Origin of the sequence: Terrisporobacter petrolearius, from assembly GCF_020748185.1 — a bacterium.
GTDB classification, from domain to species: Bacteria; Bacillota; Clostridia; order Peptostreptococcales; family Peptostreptococcaceae; genus Terrisporobacter; species Terrisporobacter petrolearius.
The window spans coordinates 1-15,285 of the sequence record NZ_JAHZMO010000008.1 but is presented as its reverse complement, the minus strand read 5'-3'; the positions used below and the strand labels follow the sequence as shown (position 1 = coordinate 15,285).

At 29.7% G+C, this 15,285-nt stretch carries 14 protein-coding genes; 12 read left to right on the top strand and 2 right to left on the bottom strand.

The annotated features are described in order from the left end of the window. Positions 1-15: 15 nt before the first annotated feature. From K0040_RS06670 to pepV, 6 genes are all read left to right on the top strand, one after another. A complete protein-coding gene (locus tag K0040_RS06670; RefSeq protein WP_228108148.1) occupies positions 16-600 on the top strand; it encodes a helix-turn-helix domain-containing protein in 585 nt (194 codons plus the stop codon). Positions 601-623: 23 nt separating this feature from the next. After that, positions 624-2,153 (top strand): class I SAM-dependent DNA methyltransferase, encoded by a 1,530-nt coding sequence (locus K0040_RS06665; protein ID WP_228108147.1) that lies wholly within the window; start codon positions 624-626, stop codon positions 2,151-2,153. Beyond that, positions 2,143-3,378 (top strand): restriction endonuclease subunit S, encoded by a 1,236-nt coding sequence (locus K0040_RS06660; RefSeq protein WP_228108146.1) that lies wholly within the window; start codon positions 2,143-2,145, stop codon positions 3,376-3,378. Before K0040_RS06665 ends, K0040_RS06660 begins: the two co-directional genes overlap by 11 nt. A 318-nt stretch (positions 3,379-3,696) precedes the next feature. Beyond that, positions 3,697-4,437 (top strand): Fic family protein, encoded by a 741-nt coding sequence (locus K0040_RS06655; RefSeq protein WP_228108145.1) that lies wholly within the window; start codon positions 3,697-3,699, stop codon positions 4,435-4,437. Between the two features lie 61 nt (positions 4,438-4,498). Further along, positions 4,499-7,777, top strand: coding sequence for a type I restriction endonuclease subunit R (locus K0040_RS06650; protein ID WP_228108144.1), 3,279 nt, complete (start codon positions 4,499-4,501; stop codon positions 7,775-7,777). 250 nt (positions 7,778-8,027) lie between these two features. After that, positions 8,028-9,377: a dipeptidase PepV gene (pepV, locus tag K0040_RS06645; protein WP_228108143.1), complete on the top strand. Its 1,350-nt coding sequence runs from the start codon at positions 8,028-8,030 to the stop codon at positions 9,375-9,377. A gap of 215 nt (positions 9,378-9,592) precedes the next feature. On the opposite strand, the gene K0040_RS20675 is transcribed toward pepV, so the two are convergent. Beyond that, the gene (locus K0040_RS20675) at positions 9,593-9,718 is read right to left on the bottom strand and encodes a hypothetical protein (RefSeq protein ID WP_265588823.1); all 126 of its coding nucleotides are present in this window, start codon (positions 9,716-9,718) and stop codon (positions 9,593-9,595) included. A 374-nt stretch (positions 9,719-10,092) separates the two neighbouring features. Here K0040_RS20675 and K0040_RS06640 point away from each other — a divergent pair, with 374 nt between their 5' ends. Further along, positions 10,093-10,689, top strand: a complete 597-nt coding sequence (locus tag K0040_RS06640; RefSeq protein ID WP_228108142.1) for a hypothetical protein — start codon at positions 10,093-10,095, stop codon at positions 10,687-10,689. 164 nt (positions 10,690-10,853) lie between these two features. Here the strand turns inward: K0040_RS06640 and K0040_RS06635 are convergent, their stop codons facing one another. Then, positions 10,854-11,900 carry a hypothetical protein gene (locus tag K0040_RS06635; protein WP_228108141.1) on the bottom strand — a complete coding sequence of 349 codons (1,047 nt, stop codon included), beginning with the start codon at positions 11,898-11,900 and terminating at the stop codon, positions 10,854-10,856. A 237-nt stretch (positions 11,901-12,137) separates the two neighbouring features. Between K0040_RS06635 and K0040_RS06630 the strand changes: the two genes are divergently transcribed. The 5 genes from K0040_RS06630 to K0040_RS06610 all read left to right on the top strand — a co-directional run bounded on the left by K0040_RS06630 (position 12,138) and on the right by K0040_RS06610 (position 15,168). Then, a complete protein-coding gene (locus K0040_RS06630) occupies positions 12,138-13,394 on the top strand; it encodes a Gfo/Idh/MocA family protein (RefSeq protein ID WP_228108140.1) in 1,257 nt (418 codons plus the stop codon). Positions 13,395-13,822: 428 nt separating this feature from the next. Further along, positions 13,823-14,113 (top strand): hypothetical protein, encoded by a 291-nt coding sequence (locus K0040_RS06625; protein WP_228108139.1) that lies wholly within the window; start codon positions 13,823-13,825, stop codon positions 14,111-14,113. A 96-nt stretch (positions 14,114-14,209) separates the two neighbouring features. After that, the gene (locus K0040_RS21270) at positions 14,210-14,347 is read left to right on the top strand and encodes a DUF4160 domain-containing protein (protein WP_228108256.1); all 138 of its coding nucleotides are present in this window, start codon (positions 14,210-14,212) and stop codon (positions 14,345-14,347) included. Positions 14,348-14,358: 11 nt separating this feature from the next. Continuing rightward, positions 14,359-14,604 carry a DUF2442 domain-containing protein gene (locus K0040_RS06615; protein WP_228108138.1) on the top strand — a complete coding sequence of 82 codons (246 nt, stop codon included), beginning with the start codon at positions 14,359-14,361 and terminating at the stop codon, positions 14,602-14,604. A gap of 327 nt (positions 14,605-14,931) precedes the next feature. Continuing rightward, positions 14,932-15,168 carry a hypothetical protein gene (locus K0040_RS06610; protein ID WP_228108137.1) on the top strand — a complete coding sequence of 79 codons (237 nt, stop codon included), beginning with the start codon at positions 14,932-14,934 and terminating at the stop codon, positions 15,166-15,168. Positions 15,169-15,285 lie beyond the last annotated feature (117 nt).

Genomic DNA, 15,285 nt, shown 5'->3' with positions numbered 1-15,285 from the left:
GTGATGCTATTGGGTTTGGAATATATACTAAACTTATACAACATGCAACACATAGAGTTGGCAGAGATTTTAGGAATAAAGAAACAAAACATAAATATGTGGGTAAAAGGAAAACAAAATATACCTAAAAAATATTTGCCAGTACTAGAAGAACTATTTCAATTAGATAGAAACTACTTTACTAAAGAGCTAAGCGAAATAGATAAACTGGAAATACAAAAAGAAAAACTAAAAAAAGATTTAAAACCAATTGTAAACAAATACGAAATTGAATACTCAATAAGTGAAGCAAATGACATGGTGAAAAAACCAGTTTATGACAAAGAGGAAATGAACTCAATAGAAAGGTCCATTGAAAAAGCAAAGTTAGTAGAAAGATTTAAAAACGCTCTAGAAATAACTGATGAAAATCCTTTTATGGATACTTACAACATAATAGTAGAGCTAGCAGAAAAAGTACCTCACGAAACAATATTTAATAAAACAATAGAGGCTTTGGCACACTATTACAACATAATTCCAAAAGAAATAAACAAAGGATTTGACCAAGAAGATTTTGAAGAAGAACTATTTGAAGTATTTTCTAACAATGAATATTAAACAATAAGAATGGAGAAATAATTATGGCTATTAATAAAAGTAGTGCAAATATTGGATTTGAAGAAACACTATGGAAAGCAGCAGACAAACTAAGAGGAAGTATGTCAAGCTATGATTACAAAGATGTAGTTTTAGGACTAATGTTCTTAAAATACATTTCAGATAAATTTGAAACTAGATACAATGAGTTAGTAGAAGAGGGATACGGATACGAAGAACATATAGACGAATACACAGAACAAAATATATTCTGGGTACCTCAAAAATCTAGATGGGAATACATAAGAAACAATGCAAAGTCTAACGAAATAGGACAAATAATAGACGATGCCATGATAGAAATAGAAAAAGAAAACCCTACCTTAGTGGGAGTTCTAGACAAAAGATACGCAAGACCAGAGCTGGACAAAAGAAGACTGGGAGAATTAGTAGACTTAGTATCTACAATAAAACTTCATAGCAAAGAAGAAAAAGATTTATTAGGTAGAATTTACGAATACTTCCTGGGACAATTTGCCTCTGCAGAAGGAAAAAACGGTGGAGAATTCTACACACCAACAAGTATAGTTAAAACATTAGTAGAAATGATAGAGCCATACAGAGGAAGAATATATGACCCTGCATGTGGTAGTGGTGGTATGTTTATACAAAGTGAAAAATTCGTAGAAGAACACCAAGGAAGTTTAAACGATTTATCTATATACGGACAAGAACTAAACTCTACAACTTGGAAATTATGTAGAATGAACTTAGTTATAAGAGGATTAGATGGAAATATAGGACCTTACCAAGGAGACACTTTCCACAATGACATGCACAAAATGTTAAAAGCTGATTACGTACTAGCAAATCCTCCTTTTAATATAAAAGACTGGGGAGGTAGTGCTTTAGTAGATGATATAAGATGGAAATTTGGAGTTCCACCAGAAGGAAATGCCAACTACGCATGGTTACAACATATAGTACATCACTTAGCACCAAATGGAGTAGGTGGAGTTGTACTTGCTAATGGTTCTTTAAGTTCTAATACTTCTAATGAAGGCGAGATTAGAAAGAACTTATTAATAAATGATATGGTAGATGCAATAGTTGCACTTCCTGATAAGTTATTCTACTCAACAGGTATTCCAGTTTGTTTATGGATATTAAATAGAAACAAAGGTACAAATCCTAAGTTTAGAAGTAGAGAAAATGAAGTGCTGTTTATAGATGCTAGAAATCTAGGGGAAATGGTTGATAGAAAGCATAGAGAGCTTAGTGATGAGGAAATTAAGAAGATAGCTGATACTTATCATAATTATAGAAATACGGATGGAAATTATGAAGATGTAAAAGGATTCTGTAAAGTTGCTACACTTGATGAGGTAAAAGATAATGATTATATCTTAACTCCTGGTAGATATGTTGGGATTGAAGATGTGGAAGATGATGGAGTTCCTTTTGATGAGAAGATGAAGATGATAACTAGTGAGCTTGATGAGTTGTTTAGGGAGTCAAGAAACCTTGAGGATGAGATAAGAAGGAATTTAGGGGGCATTGGCTATGAGTTTTAAGGAATGGAAAAAAGGAAAGCTAAGTGATATTGCTGAGATTATAATGGGGCAATCTCCAAAAGGTGAATTTTGCAACAACGAAGGAAATGGAACTCCATTATTAAATGGTCCAACTGAATTTGGGACACATCATCCATATCCAACGCAATTTACTACTGATATAAAAAAATCTGCTAGAAAAGGAGATTTGCTATTCTGTGTACGTGGTTCTACAACAGGTAGAATGAATTGGGCAGATAGAGAGTATGCAATTGGTAGAGGAATAGCTTCTATTTCACCTAAAAATAGTGAGAGTGCTCAATTCATTAAAGCAATTATGGAGATAAAACTTCCAGAATTATTACAAAGTGCTACTGGCTCAACATTCCCGAATGTTTCAAGAGGAATGCTGACTGATATGGTTATAGATATACCAACTTATGATGAGATTGCAGTAATTAACAATATATTATTTAATATTGAGAACAAGATAGAGGTTAACACTAAAATAAATCAAAGATTAGAAGACATTGCACAAAGTATTTTTAAGCATTGGTTTGTTGATTTTGAGTTTCCTAATGAAGAAGGCAAACCGTATAAGAGTAGTGGTGGAGAAATGGTTGAAAGTGAACTTGGTATGATTCCTAAGGGCTGGGAAGTTGGAAATCTAGGTAAGAGTAAAATTACAACATTTGTAAAAACTGGTATTAGAGAATTTTGTGGAGAGAAAATATACATTGCCACAGCAGATGTGGAAAATACAAAAATTACTAATAATAAAACTATGATTACATATGATAATAGGCCAAGTAGAGCTAACATACAGCCATCAGAAAAAACTATTTGGTTTGCAAAAATGAAAAATAGTAGAAAATTGATTGTTATTGATGATTTTTCAACAGAAATAATAGAGAACTATATAATATCTACTGGATTTACAGGTTTAAATTGTAAATGTGAAAGCCTATATTATATTTGGTGTTTTGTTATGAGTGATGAATTTGATGATATAAAAAATAGTTTATGTAATGGAACTACAATGCAAGCTATAAATAATGAAAATATTAATAAAATAAAGATTCTCATTCCTTATACTAAAGTACTGAAAGAATTTAATAATGTCTCAGTAAACATTTTTAAAAAAATTTATAAAAATAATTTAGAAATTGAAAAGTTAGAGAGTTTAAGAAACACTATATTACCAAAACTTATAAGTGGAGAAATAAGGGTACCACTAAACAAATAGTAAGACAAATAGGAAGAGGGAAACAGAGTTTCCCTCAAACATGTCCGGGGGTACGCTAATTATGTCGAATAGCAAGTTAAATCATTGAAATGACTTGCCTATAACCCACAGAGGTGCAGAAAATAATGACAAAAGCATAATAATTAAAAATACAGGCAAATATGAATATATATATATTAAAAAATAAAAGAGTAATAAATATAGCATGAGCCCAATTAAGCACTCCAAATCTTAAGAGTGCTCAAATAATATAAACAGATATCAAGATATAATGACTAAAATATATAAAAACTAAATCAAATTAAAGGAAGTGAAAAAATGAAATCATATATACCAAGTTATAAATATAAATTTCCTATAGAAATCCCACGAGGAGATAAAAAATACATATTAACTTATGTAAGACAGATGATAAGTGAGTTTGTATATGATATGGGAAACCTAGAAAATAATCCATTTACTTTTCCAGAAGTACAGACACTACTAGATGGAATAACAGTAGGTGGACATAAGTTAAGCGATCAAAACCAGATATTAAATATCAAAGCATCATGGGATTACATAATTAATTTAAGAACCAAAGATAAAATTAACATAAACAAAGATATCATATGTTCAATTCACAATATAGTCGCAAAAGATGAAGCATTAATAGTAGGTGATTTTAGAAATGGAAATATTGGAATCGCAGGGACTACTGAGTATAAATGTATCGAATCATCAAAGCTTAATGATATATTTGAAAATGATATAAAAATAATAAATAGTATAAATAACCCTTTAGAAAAAGCAATAATATTGAACTTATGGTTATCATATTGCCAATTTTTCTATGATGGGAATAAAAGAACTTCAAGATTAAGTAGTAATTTAATACTTTTAGGCAACAACATAGGAGTGTTATCTATTTCGGCTAGAGATAAGCAGGAATACAATACATTAATGCTAGAGTTCTACGAAACTCTTAATGCAGATAATATTATTAAATTTTTAGTTGAAAAATGTATTACTTATTTTAGTGGATATGATTATAAGACTTATAATGAAATTATTAAATAATAATACTTAGCTTGAAATATATAAACTTAAAAAAATTATTATTAAAATTAAGGGGAAATTTATGAGTGAATATGATTTCAGAGAAGATGAATTAGAGCAAGCCTCACTGGAAATACTGCAAAGCTTAGGATATGAATACATCCACGGAAAAGAATTATCACCAAGTGCTGAGTTTCCACAGCGTGAGAGCTATAGAGAAGTAATACTTAGTGAGAAGGTTAAAGAAGCTTTGTTTAGAATAAATAGAGATCTTCCAAATGAAGCAATAGAAAATGCATATAGACAAATAATATCTTTCAACTCACCTTCCTTAGAAGAAAACAACAAGTACTTTCACAACCTAATGGTAAATGGGATTGATGTTTCTTTCAAAGAAGATGGGAATATAAGAACGAAAAAAGCTTATATTATAGATTTTGAAAATATAAACAACAACGAATATTTAGCAGTTAATCAGTTTGTAGTAGTAGGAAAAGAAAGTAGAAGACCTGATATAGTGATTTTCATAAATGGTCTTCCTATAGTTGTGGTAGAGTTAAAAAGTGCCACAGATGAGAATGTAAGTATAGAAGAAGCTTATAACCAAATACAAACATATAAAAAAGACATTCCTGCATTATTTAACTACAATGCCTTTTGTGTGCTGAGTGATGGACTACATGCAAAGGTTGGAACTATTACTTCAAATATTGAGAGATATATGAACTGGAGAACTGTAGATGGAGAAAATATAGCACCACTAGGGATGCCACAGTATGATGTATTATTTAGTGGAATGTTTCCAAGAGCGAGAATCTTAGATATTATAAAGAATTTTATTTTATTCCAAAATGACTCTAAAAACCTATTAGATGATGATGGGAATAAAATAGGAGAGACACAAGTTACAATAAAAATATTAGCAGGATATCATCAGTATTTTGCAGTAAAAAAAGCTATAGAAAAAACAAGAGTAGCTACAGCTAATAATGGAGATAGAAAAATAGGTGTTGTATGGCATACTCAAGGATCTGGGAAGAGTTTTTCCATGGTGTTTTACACAGGTAATTTAATTAGAGAGTTTAATAATCCAACTATCGTAGTTTTAACAGATAGAAACGATTTAGATGAGCAACTATATGGCACTTTTGCAAAGAGTGCTGATTTACTTGGTGAAGAACCAAAAAGAGCAGATAAGAGAAAATTATCTGTTGAGGATAAGTTAGCTAATGCAGGTTGTAGGGATAATTCCAAGATGAAATATGGACTATTTGATTTATTAAATGGTAGGGAGTCTGGTGGTATTATATTTACTACTATCCAAAAGTTCAAACCAGAAGATGGTGAAATGCCTGTTTTAACAGATAGAAAAAATGTAATAGTAATGGCAGATGAGGCTCATAGAAGTCAGTATGGACTTGATGCTAAGACTACTTCTAATGATGAAGAAGCAGATGTTAAGTACGGATATGCTAAGTATTTAAGAGATGCCCTACCTAATGCATCATATATAGGATTTACAGGTACACCTATAGAGTTTGAAGATAAATCTACACCGATGGTATTTGGTGATTATATTGATATATATGATATGACTCGAGCAGTAGATGATGGCGCTACGGTTAAGATTTATTATGAAAATAGAATTATAAAACTTGATACAGATAATGAAGAACTTGAAAAAATAGATGAAGAGTTTGAAGAATTATCAGAAGGTTATGAAGAACATCAAAAAGAAAAGATGAAAGGTAAGTTCTCTAAGATGGAGGCAATAGTAGGCTCTCCTAATAGAGTAAAGGAACTTGCAAAAGATATAGTAAGTCACTACGAAGAAAAATCAAAGTCTATTACAGGTAAGGCTATGATTGTATGTATGAGTAGAAAAATATGTGTAGATTTATACAATGAAATAGAAAAATTAAGACCATCATGGTGTAGTGATGATGAAAACAAAGGAAAAATAAAAGTAGTTATTACAGGAAGTGCCAGTGATGATGAATATATACAAAAGCATGTAGGCGGCAAATCTAGGAGAGATCTACTTGCTAAACGTATGAAAGATAATAAAGATGAGCTAGAAATAGTTATAGTTCGTGATATGTGGCTTACTGGATTTGACGTTCCATCTATGCACACTATGTATGTAGACAAGCCAATGAAAGGTCACAACTTAATGCAGGCAATAGCTCGTGTTAATAGAGTTTTCAAAAACAAAAGTGGTGGAGTAGTAGTTGATTATATAGGAATACTGGAAAGTTTAAAAACTGCGCTAAAACAATATACAGATAGTGATAGAGGAAATACAGGCATAGATTCATCACAAGCCATAGCTGTCATGATTGAAAAACTAGAACTACTTCGCCAAGTAATGCATGAATATGATTACACAGAGTATATGACTGGCTCTCCAAGAGGAAGAATGAATGCCATAGTTGGAGGTATGAACTTTATACTAGGACTTAGTGAGCAAGAGCAAAAGGAATTTAAATTATTATGTATAGAACTTGCAAAAGCACATAGCTTATGTGCTGCTACTGACTTAGGAAGGGAAGTAGCTCTTGAAGTCAGTTATTTCAAAGCAGTTAAAGCTAGTTTATTAAAACTAACACAAGGGGATAGAACTAAGCTTTCGGTCAATCAAATAGAAAAAAGAGTAAATCAATTACTAGAAAAATCAATAATATCAGAAGATGTTATAGATGTATTTGATACATTAAACTTAAAACAACCAGATGTTTCAATATTATCAGAAGAATTTTTAGAAGAAGTAAAAAACATTAAGCATAAAAACTTAGCAGTGGAAATGCTTAAAAAACTTCTAGAAGGTAATATAAAACTAATGGAAAAAAGAAACATAGTTAAATCTGAAAAGTTCTCCCAAAAGCTACAAAAATCACTGAACAAATATAGAAATCAAGCAATAACAAATGCTGAAGTTATAGAAGAACTTATAAGAATGGCAAATGAACTTAAAGAAGCAAGTGATTTAGAAAAAGATCTAGGACTTACAGAAGATGAAATAGCATTTTACGATGCTCTAACAGATGATGAAATAGTAAAAGAAGTAATGAGTGATGAAATTCTTAAAAAAATAGCACAAGAGCTAAGTGATACCATAAGAAAACAGGTTAATGTTGATTATAATGTAAGAGCAAACTTGCAAGCAGGTATGAGAAATACCATAAAAAGACTTCTTAAAAAATACGACTACCCACCAAAACAGGCTAAGCATGCACTTGAGATAGTTATGAGACAGACCAAGCTTATGAGTGAGAATATCTGTTATGAAAAGGCTAAGGAAGAAGCTAGGGTTGTTAGAAGTAGTGTTTTAGTTGCTGAGAGTGAAGAAGTATATAACTAAGGGGACTCTAATATAAAAAAGTTGCTATTATAAGCAACTTTTTTATTGTAGATTTAGATAGATCCCATGCCATTTGACTCTTGACTAGATTGAGTACTATAATAAATGGTAGTATATTACAAAATATATAACATAGTACTTATGATCAGGATTTATTATTATAAGAATTTCACTTAAGTTATACAAAAAAAATATAACTACTGATTAAATGAAATAAAATATGATTATTTTATGAAAGAGGGTATAAGAAATGAATAATAAATTAAATGAAATCGTTGAAAAAAACAGTGAAGAATTAATCAAAGCCGTACAAGATGTGGTTAAAATTAAAAGTGTAAGAGATACACCTAAAAAAGGAATGCCATTTGGTGAAGGAGTATGTAAAGTCCTTAATAAACAACTTGAGATTGCTGAAAAACTAGGGTTTAAAGTAACCAACGTAGACAATTACTATGGATATGCAGAATATGGCGAAGGTGAAGAATACGTTTGTGCTCTTGGTCATTTGGATGTAGTTCCAGAGGGAGATGGATGGCAATATGGGCCTTATTCTGGTGAAATAGTTGATGATAAATTATGGGGAAGAGGTACTGTTGATGATAAAGGACCTATAAATGCAGCCTTGTTTGCATTAGCAGCACTTAAAGAATCAGGGTTTAAGCCTTCTAAGAAAATTAGAATTATCTTTGGATGTGATGAAGAAACAGGTTGTGAAGATATGGCGTATTATAATGAAAGAGAAAAAGCACCTATTTACGGATTTACACCAGATGCTGATTTTCCAGCAATTTATGGTGAAAAAGGAATTCTTCGTTTTGAACTAACTACTCCATTTGATTTGACAGATGGTTCAAACATTAAGAACATAGCTGGTGGAATTGTGGTAAATGCTGTTCCTGATAAAGCCGAAGCTATTATTACTGGGAAAACGTGTCCAGAGACACAAAACATTACTTGCAAAGAAAATGCTGATAAAAGTGTAACTGTATCAGCTAAGGGTATTCCTGCTCATGGAAGTATACCACATACAGGTAAAAATGCTATTGGCATATTAATTAAATATTTAGTAGATAACAACCTTGTTGAAGGTAAAGAAGGAGAAAAACTTGCATTTTTACGTAAGTATTTATGTGAAGGAACTTTTGGAGCTGAACTTGGTGTAGATATGGAAGATGAAACAGGATCATTAACAATAAATATGGGTATTGTAGAGGTTGTAGATGGAAAACTTCGTGTACATATGGACCTAAGATACCCATGCACAAAGACTGAGAAAGGAATATTGGAAACTTTCTTGGCTAAGTTACAAGGATTTGATGCAGAGAATGTGGAAAATGCAAAACCACTTTATGTGAGCAAGGATAGTAGACTTATAAAAACTGTAACAGATGTATATAGTGAATTCTACCATGGAGATAGTGCGGCTACTGCAATTGGTGGAGGAACTTATGCAAAACACCTTAATAATATAGTAGCATTTGGTCCATGCATTCCAGGAGAGGAAGTTGTGGAACATACTAATCATGAATATATAAAAATAGATCATCTGATAACTTTGGCTAAAATATATGCCAATGCACTTGAGTTACTTTCAAAGTAATGTATTTGAGATAATATAGTTAATAAAAAGGCAGCTATGGTATAAAATTAATAAGAGTAAGGCAAGTTATACAAAATATGACTTGCCTTATTTTTATATCTAAAATTATAGAAAATGAGAATAATATCTTAAAAACAAACTTTTACAGAAACTTCAAAGGATAGAGTGATGGAATATCTTAAAATTACAAGTATGGTGCTCTGTTCAATAAAATATTACTTTTTATTCTTTAATTTTTTATATAAAAAAACTCCTGCAACTATAATTACTATGCTTAAAGCTATATAAACAAAAGTTGTAGATATTCCAAAGGCATAACAAGTGCTATTTGCTAATTCCATAATAAATCCCCCTTTTTTTATTTATATTTATATTAATTATTAATTTAATCATAGCATAATGCATAAAAATCAAACAAATATCTTACATAACTAAGTAATATTAGATACCTGTTTGATTTTAGAATATATTAAGTAACCTATATACTTTTAAATACCATAGCTCTCTTTTATTATTAAGAGAGTTATTTAATCAAATTTTCTTATAAATCTATATCTATAGCCTCGTCATTTTCAAGTGCATCCTTATATTCAGCTAAATTTATTTAGATTTTTAGTAACATAATGGTAAATAAATTAACATATGAATATAGAGTTATTAGGCAAACAGGATAGAACTTGTAAGTGCAAATAATTATTATTAGGGGGTATGCATTATGTTGGAAAGTTCAGATGAAAATCCAAATTTAAGTGGACAATCTACTAGAAGAAGAAGAATTAAAGATATACACGAGGAAATTAGAGAAGAATTTTCAAATAAAGAATTATATGACAAAATATATGATATTATATGTTATGAATTATGTGGAGAGGTAAGACTTATAACTTCTGAGTTATCAGAAATAATGAACAGATTATGCAATGGAACACAGGAAGATATTAAAAGTAGTGTAAAATATGAATTATATAAATATACAGAAGATAAAAGTAAAAGGCAAAGAGATTATGTAAATGCAATAACAGAAACATATAAAACAATAAGCATTAATAAAAGGCCTGAGGCTGTAAATATAAATCACTATTTCTCAAAATTCGAAATTGAAAGAATGAAAACTTATTTTAAAAACGTGAACAATTTAATAGCTACCTTAGATGAAATTCATGAAGATATAAAAGAAACATTGTATTTTGAATGGGAAAATGAATGTCCATATGATGATTATAGAGATGATAATGGTAGAGATGAATATGGCAATGTTATAAATCCAGGATATTTAGATCCTGATGATCCATATCATTACTTTCATGAATAAAAAGAAACTTAAGGCATATTTATATTCAGTGGATGTCAATCCTACAAAAAATTTGTAAAAGCCGTAAGTTTAAATAATGTTATATGGTATTTTTTATTAGAATGCTAAAAAAGGCCTTAAAATCCACTTATTCGGATTTAAAGGGCCTTAATTTTATGCATTCTTTATTTTATGTAAAAAGACACAAAATTCAAATCATCAAATTGCTTAATTTCGAATTTATCTAATAGTTTAAAATCATCAATATTATAAGTATATATATATTCTCCATCACAAGATATAAATTTATTGTCATGAATATAACTACAACTGCTTTTGTTTTTACTTTTAAATACTTTGATATTTTCAATATTCTTCAAATCAATTTTAGCAATTCTATTTCCAGTATCATTATCATGTGATTCATATTCAACTACATATAGATTATTATTGTGTAAATGCATACGTGCTAAGTATTTAAATGGTAACTTAATTTTTTCTATAGATTTTTCTTTTAAATTTATTTTCAGCATTATGTTTGAGTATTCATCATTTCCATCACAATATAGTAATGCATACATATTTTCACCTATTATTTTAGCGTCAGACACATAAGTTGATTCGCCTAAATCAATAGTATCACTAACTTTTAAATTAGATTTATTTAAAATATATAAATTAGTATGACAATTTTTTTCTGTATCACTGTTATTATTTATAGAATAAAGCTTATCTTTATTTTCTAATAAGAAACATCCTGCATCATCAATTTTTGTAGATTCAATCACTTTATTTTTTTTAATATCTGTTTTATTAATTTGTGTTCCTTGTGCATTAGAAGCACCTGTGTAAGCGTATTTATCATCTATGCAAAAAATTGTAGGAGAAATATTATAAGCATCAACCTCCTTGGCTTTTAATGTATTCATATTTATTTTAACTATATAATTATTAATATGGTTTTTATAAATTGGATCTACATAATAAATATCATCACCGTTTTTTAAACCGACCTCAGTAAAACCACCTAGATTAACTCCTCTAAATTTCAATTTTTTATCGTCGATTAGCTTCCCACTTTTATCATATGTTACTATTCTAGACTTGGAGTGAGTCAAGCTATATACTACACCATAGTCATAATCAGAAACTTCTTTATTAATATTTGAGGATACTATATAAAAAAATAGACTAAGTACAACTATAAATGGAATTACCAATTTTTTTTTCATGAAATTTATACTCCTTTAGAATAAATTATAATATTTACAATAATGTAAAAAATTACATATTAACCATATTGTAACAATGAGTTTTGATAAGAACAACAAATTGTTCAGTATCTAAACAAATCTTAAGACAAAAATATTAATTAAAAGCTTAAATTTTTCTCATTTTAATTATGTTTATATGAATATATAAATAGAAGGAAACAATTACCTATAATACAAATTAAGGGTGGAGATAGTATGAAAAAAATATCAGTTGCTGTAATAGGAGCAGGATCAAGGGGGATGAATGCCTACGCACCCTATCTATTGGGAAACCCCAACCTAGGAGAAATAGTAGCAGTTGCAGAACCCAACAAAGAAAAAAGAAAGAACTTTAAAAATAGATACAATATAAAAGAAGAAAATACATATTCCTCATATGAAGAGCTCTTATCAAAACCTAAATTAGCAGACGCAATAATAATAGCCAACAGTGATGAATCCCATTTTGAACCAACTAAAACAGCCCTAGAAAAAGGATATAATGTGTTACTAGAAAAGCCCATGTCAAATAAACTGGAGGAAGTAATCAAACTAGGACAACTGGCAAAGAAACACAAAGACCAAGTGTTTATCATATGTCACGTTCTAAGATATACACCATTTTTCAGTGAGCTAAAAAGAATAGTGGACAGCAAAGAATTAGGTGACCTTATAAGCATACAACACAATGAAAACATAGGATATTATCATTTTGCACATAGCTATACACGCGGAAACTGGAGAAATAGCCATGAAACAAGTCCGCTAATATTGGCTAAAAGTTGTCATGATATGGATATATTATTATGGTTAACAGGGAAAAGTTGCAAATATATATCCTCCTTTGGAAGTCTAAGTCATATGAAAGAAGAAAGCTTCAAGGAAAACATGGCAAATAAATGTGTGGACTGTGCAGCTGAGGAAGCTTGTCCCTATAGTGCAAAGAAAATATATTTGGAAGATGATGTACTTAAGGCATCTTTATATGCAGTGGATGCCAACCCTACAAAAGAAAATTTGGCAAAGGCTATAACTACTGGCCCCTATGGAAGATGTGTGTACAAATGTGACAACAACGTGGTGGATCATATGGTAAGTATATTGGAGTTTGAAAACAATATAACTGCCACTTTCAACTTATGTGCATTTACAAAGGATTGCACAAGAACTATAAAGCTTATGTTTTCCCATGGAGAAGTAGGAGGGGATTTTCACAAGAATGTAATAGAGGTGCATAAATTTGGAGATAACCACCACACAGTAATTCATCCTAAGGTGGTAAAAAGTGGTCATGGTGGAGGGGATTTTAAACTAATGGAAGAGTTTGTGAAAGCCGTAAGTTCAAATAATAAGGAAGTAAAAACTAGTGCAATTACTTCTGTGGAGAGTCATATAATGGCATTTGCAGGGGAATATTCTAGATTAAATCATGAAGTAGTTAATGTGGAAAAGTTTTGGAAGGATCAAATATAATGAAGTTATTTTGCAATTGATATATAATAAAAAATAAAGAAGTATTTGATACCATATGATAAATATGAAATTTATATAAGATTATTTAACGTCACACTATCTAAAAAACGGATTTTTGCGAGATAAAACATTGGGTGATGGAGACGAGATGTGTAATAATAAATTCTATATTAATGAAGAATGTGAGTGGGCACCAGAAAAAGGTTTTGGACATAGAAAATGAGCATAATATTCATAAAGATATTATTCTAATAGTTTATATTATGTTAAAAACTGGGCTTAGAATATCAGATGTTTTAGAATTGAAGCACCATTGTTTGATAAAGTTAAATAGAGAACGTATTGAAACTTTAAGGTATCAACAATCACAAGTACCTACCACTTCACAATTGTTATATAGTGTGAATTAATGAGTTAAGGGGGAGCATATGAAAACCAAAATTGCTATAAATTCTTTAATAGTTACGGGAATTACATTTGTAATTGGGATTATATTAATATTTTCATCAGCAGAGATTGGGCAGAGTAAAGGAATGAAGGCTATGACAGAAAATGGCGGAATGATGGATACTAATGAATATGAAAGCATTGTTGAAGATAGTACAATAAGTTATAGAACTTGTGGAGTAGTAATTTCTTTAGTCGGTGGATTTGGAGTATTAATTAGTGGATATGCTTTATATAATGAAATTGATAAGGATTCTCTAAATTTGAAGTAAGTATTATTAGATTGTAGAAAAAAATAGTTCGCAATTTTAATATATTGTGAACGTAAATTGTATTATGATATGTTTTTAATTATAATACATTAGTGTATAATAGATGGTAAATTACCTAAAAAACAACTTAGATTAGTTCTTGCTTGGGCAGAACCACATCAAGATGAATTATTAGCAAATTGGGAAATAGCTATGAATAGTGAACTACCATTTAAAATAGAACCGTTAAAGTAAGGGGTGATTATATGTATTTAGCTGTTAAAGATGTTAAGGCAATAGATAATTATAAATTAATATTAACTTTTGAAAATAAAGAAGTTAAGTTATTTGATATGAACCCATATCTAAATCAGGGGATATTTAAAGACTTAAAAGATGAAAATTTATTTAAAGCAGTTAAAGTAAGCTTTGATTCTATAGAATGGCCAAATGAAGCAGATATAGACCCAGAAACATTATATGAAGATAGTATTCCATATAATAATAACTAATAGGTAATACCCTTAGTATCTAATCCATTGATTCTAGGGGTATTTTTACGTTAATTAAAGTACGCAATTTTAATATATTACGGACTACACATATATAATCTGTTAAGATTAAGTTGTTCTAATATTATTTTAGATTTACTCTTGATAAAGCTAACATAGCCTAAAAATAAAGTATCAAAAAGGCATACACAAAAACGTGTATGCCTTTTTTACTTACACAAAGGTCTAGGAAAGGTGGAGAATAACTTAACGATTTCGTAATAAATATAGCCTTTAGAAAAATTAGTGCTACGATTGTGTTGAATTAAATTATTTTAAGGGGGACTTATGAACACTGTAGATGAGGAAAAAAAACAGGGAGTAATTAGTTTATTACCAAAATATTTTTTTAATTTTTGTGGAGCCATATTAATATTTTTAGTAACATGTATATCACTTTTACTGATTCAAATTTTTGAACGAACTGAGGGATTATCTTCAAGTGATATTATTAATGCTATTATATTTTTTACAGGTTATTTTTTAATAATTTTAGTATTCTGTAAGATATATAATTGTAAATGATACTATATAGATGTACATAAAATGGAATATAAAAATGTACAAAATTATACAAATTTCTGCTATCCTTATCCCGGGAGGGATAGCCATGATTTTAAATTTAATAGGACAAATTAATAT

Excerpts from the sequence above, each read along its gene's own strand:
- K0040_RS06650 (WP_228108144.1), top strand. The coding sequence starts at position 4,499 with ATGAGTGAATATGATTTCAGAGAAGATGAATTAGAGCAAGCCTCACTG.
- pepV (WP_228108143.1), top strand. The coding sequence starts at position 8,028 with ATGAATAATAAATTAAATGAAATCGTTGAAAAAAACAGTGAAGAATTA.
- K0040_RS06625 (WP_228108139.1), top strand. The coding sequence starts at position 13,823 with ATGAAAACCAAAATTGCTATAAATTCTTTAATAGTTACGGGAATTACA.
- K0040_RS06630 (WP_228108140.1), top strand. The coding sequence starts at position 12,138 with ATGAAAAAAATATCAGTTGCTGTAATAGGAGCAGGATCAAGGGGGATG.
- K0040_RS20675 (WP_265588823.1), bottom strand. The coding sequence starts at position 9,718 with ATGGAATTAGCAAATAGCACTTGTTATGCCTTTGGAATATCTACAACT.
- K0040_RS06665 (WP_228108147.1), top strand. The coding sequence starts at position 624 with ATGGCTATTAATAAAAGTAGTGCAAATATTGGATTTGAAGAAACACTA.
- K0040_RS06635 (WP_228108141.1), bottom strand. The coding sequence starts at position 11,900 with ATGAAAAAAAAATTGGTAATTCCATTTATAGTTGTACTTAGTCTATTT.
- K0040_RS06640 (WP_228108142.1), top strand. The coding sequence starts at position 10,093 with ATGTTGGAAAGTTCAGATGAAAATCCAAATTTAAGTGGACAATCTACT.
- K0040_RS06660 (WP_228108146.1), top strand. The coding sequence starts at position 2,143 with ATGAGTTTTAAGGAATGGAAAAAAGGAAAGCTAAGTGATATTGCTGAG.
- K0040_RS06655 (WP_228108145.1), top strand. The coding sequence starts at position 3,697 with ATGAAATCATATATACCAAGTTATAAATATAAATTTCCTATAGAAATC.
- K0040_RS06610 (WP_228108137.1), top strand. The coding sequence starts at position 14,932 with ATGAACACTGTAGATGAGGAAAAAAAACAGGGAGTAATTAGTTTATTA.
- K0040_RS06615 (WP_228108138.1), top strand. The coding sequence starts at position 14,359 with ATGTATTTAGCTGTTAAAGATGTTAAGGCAATAGATAATTATAAATTA.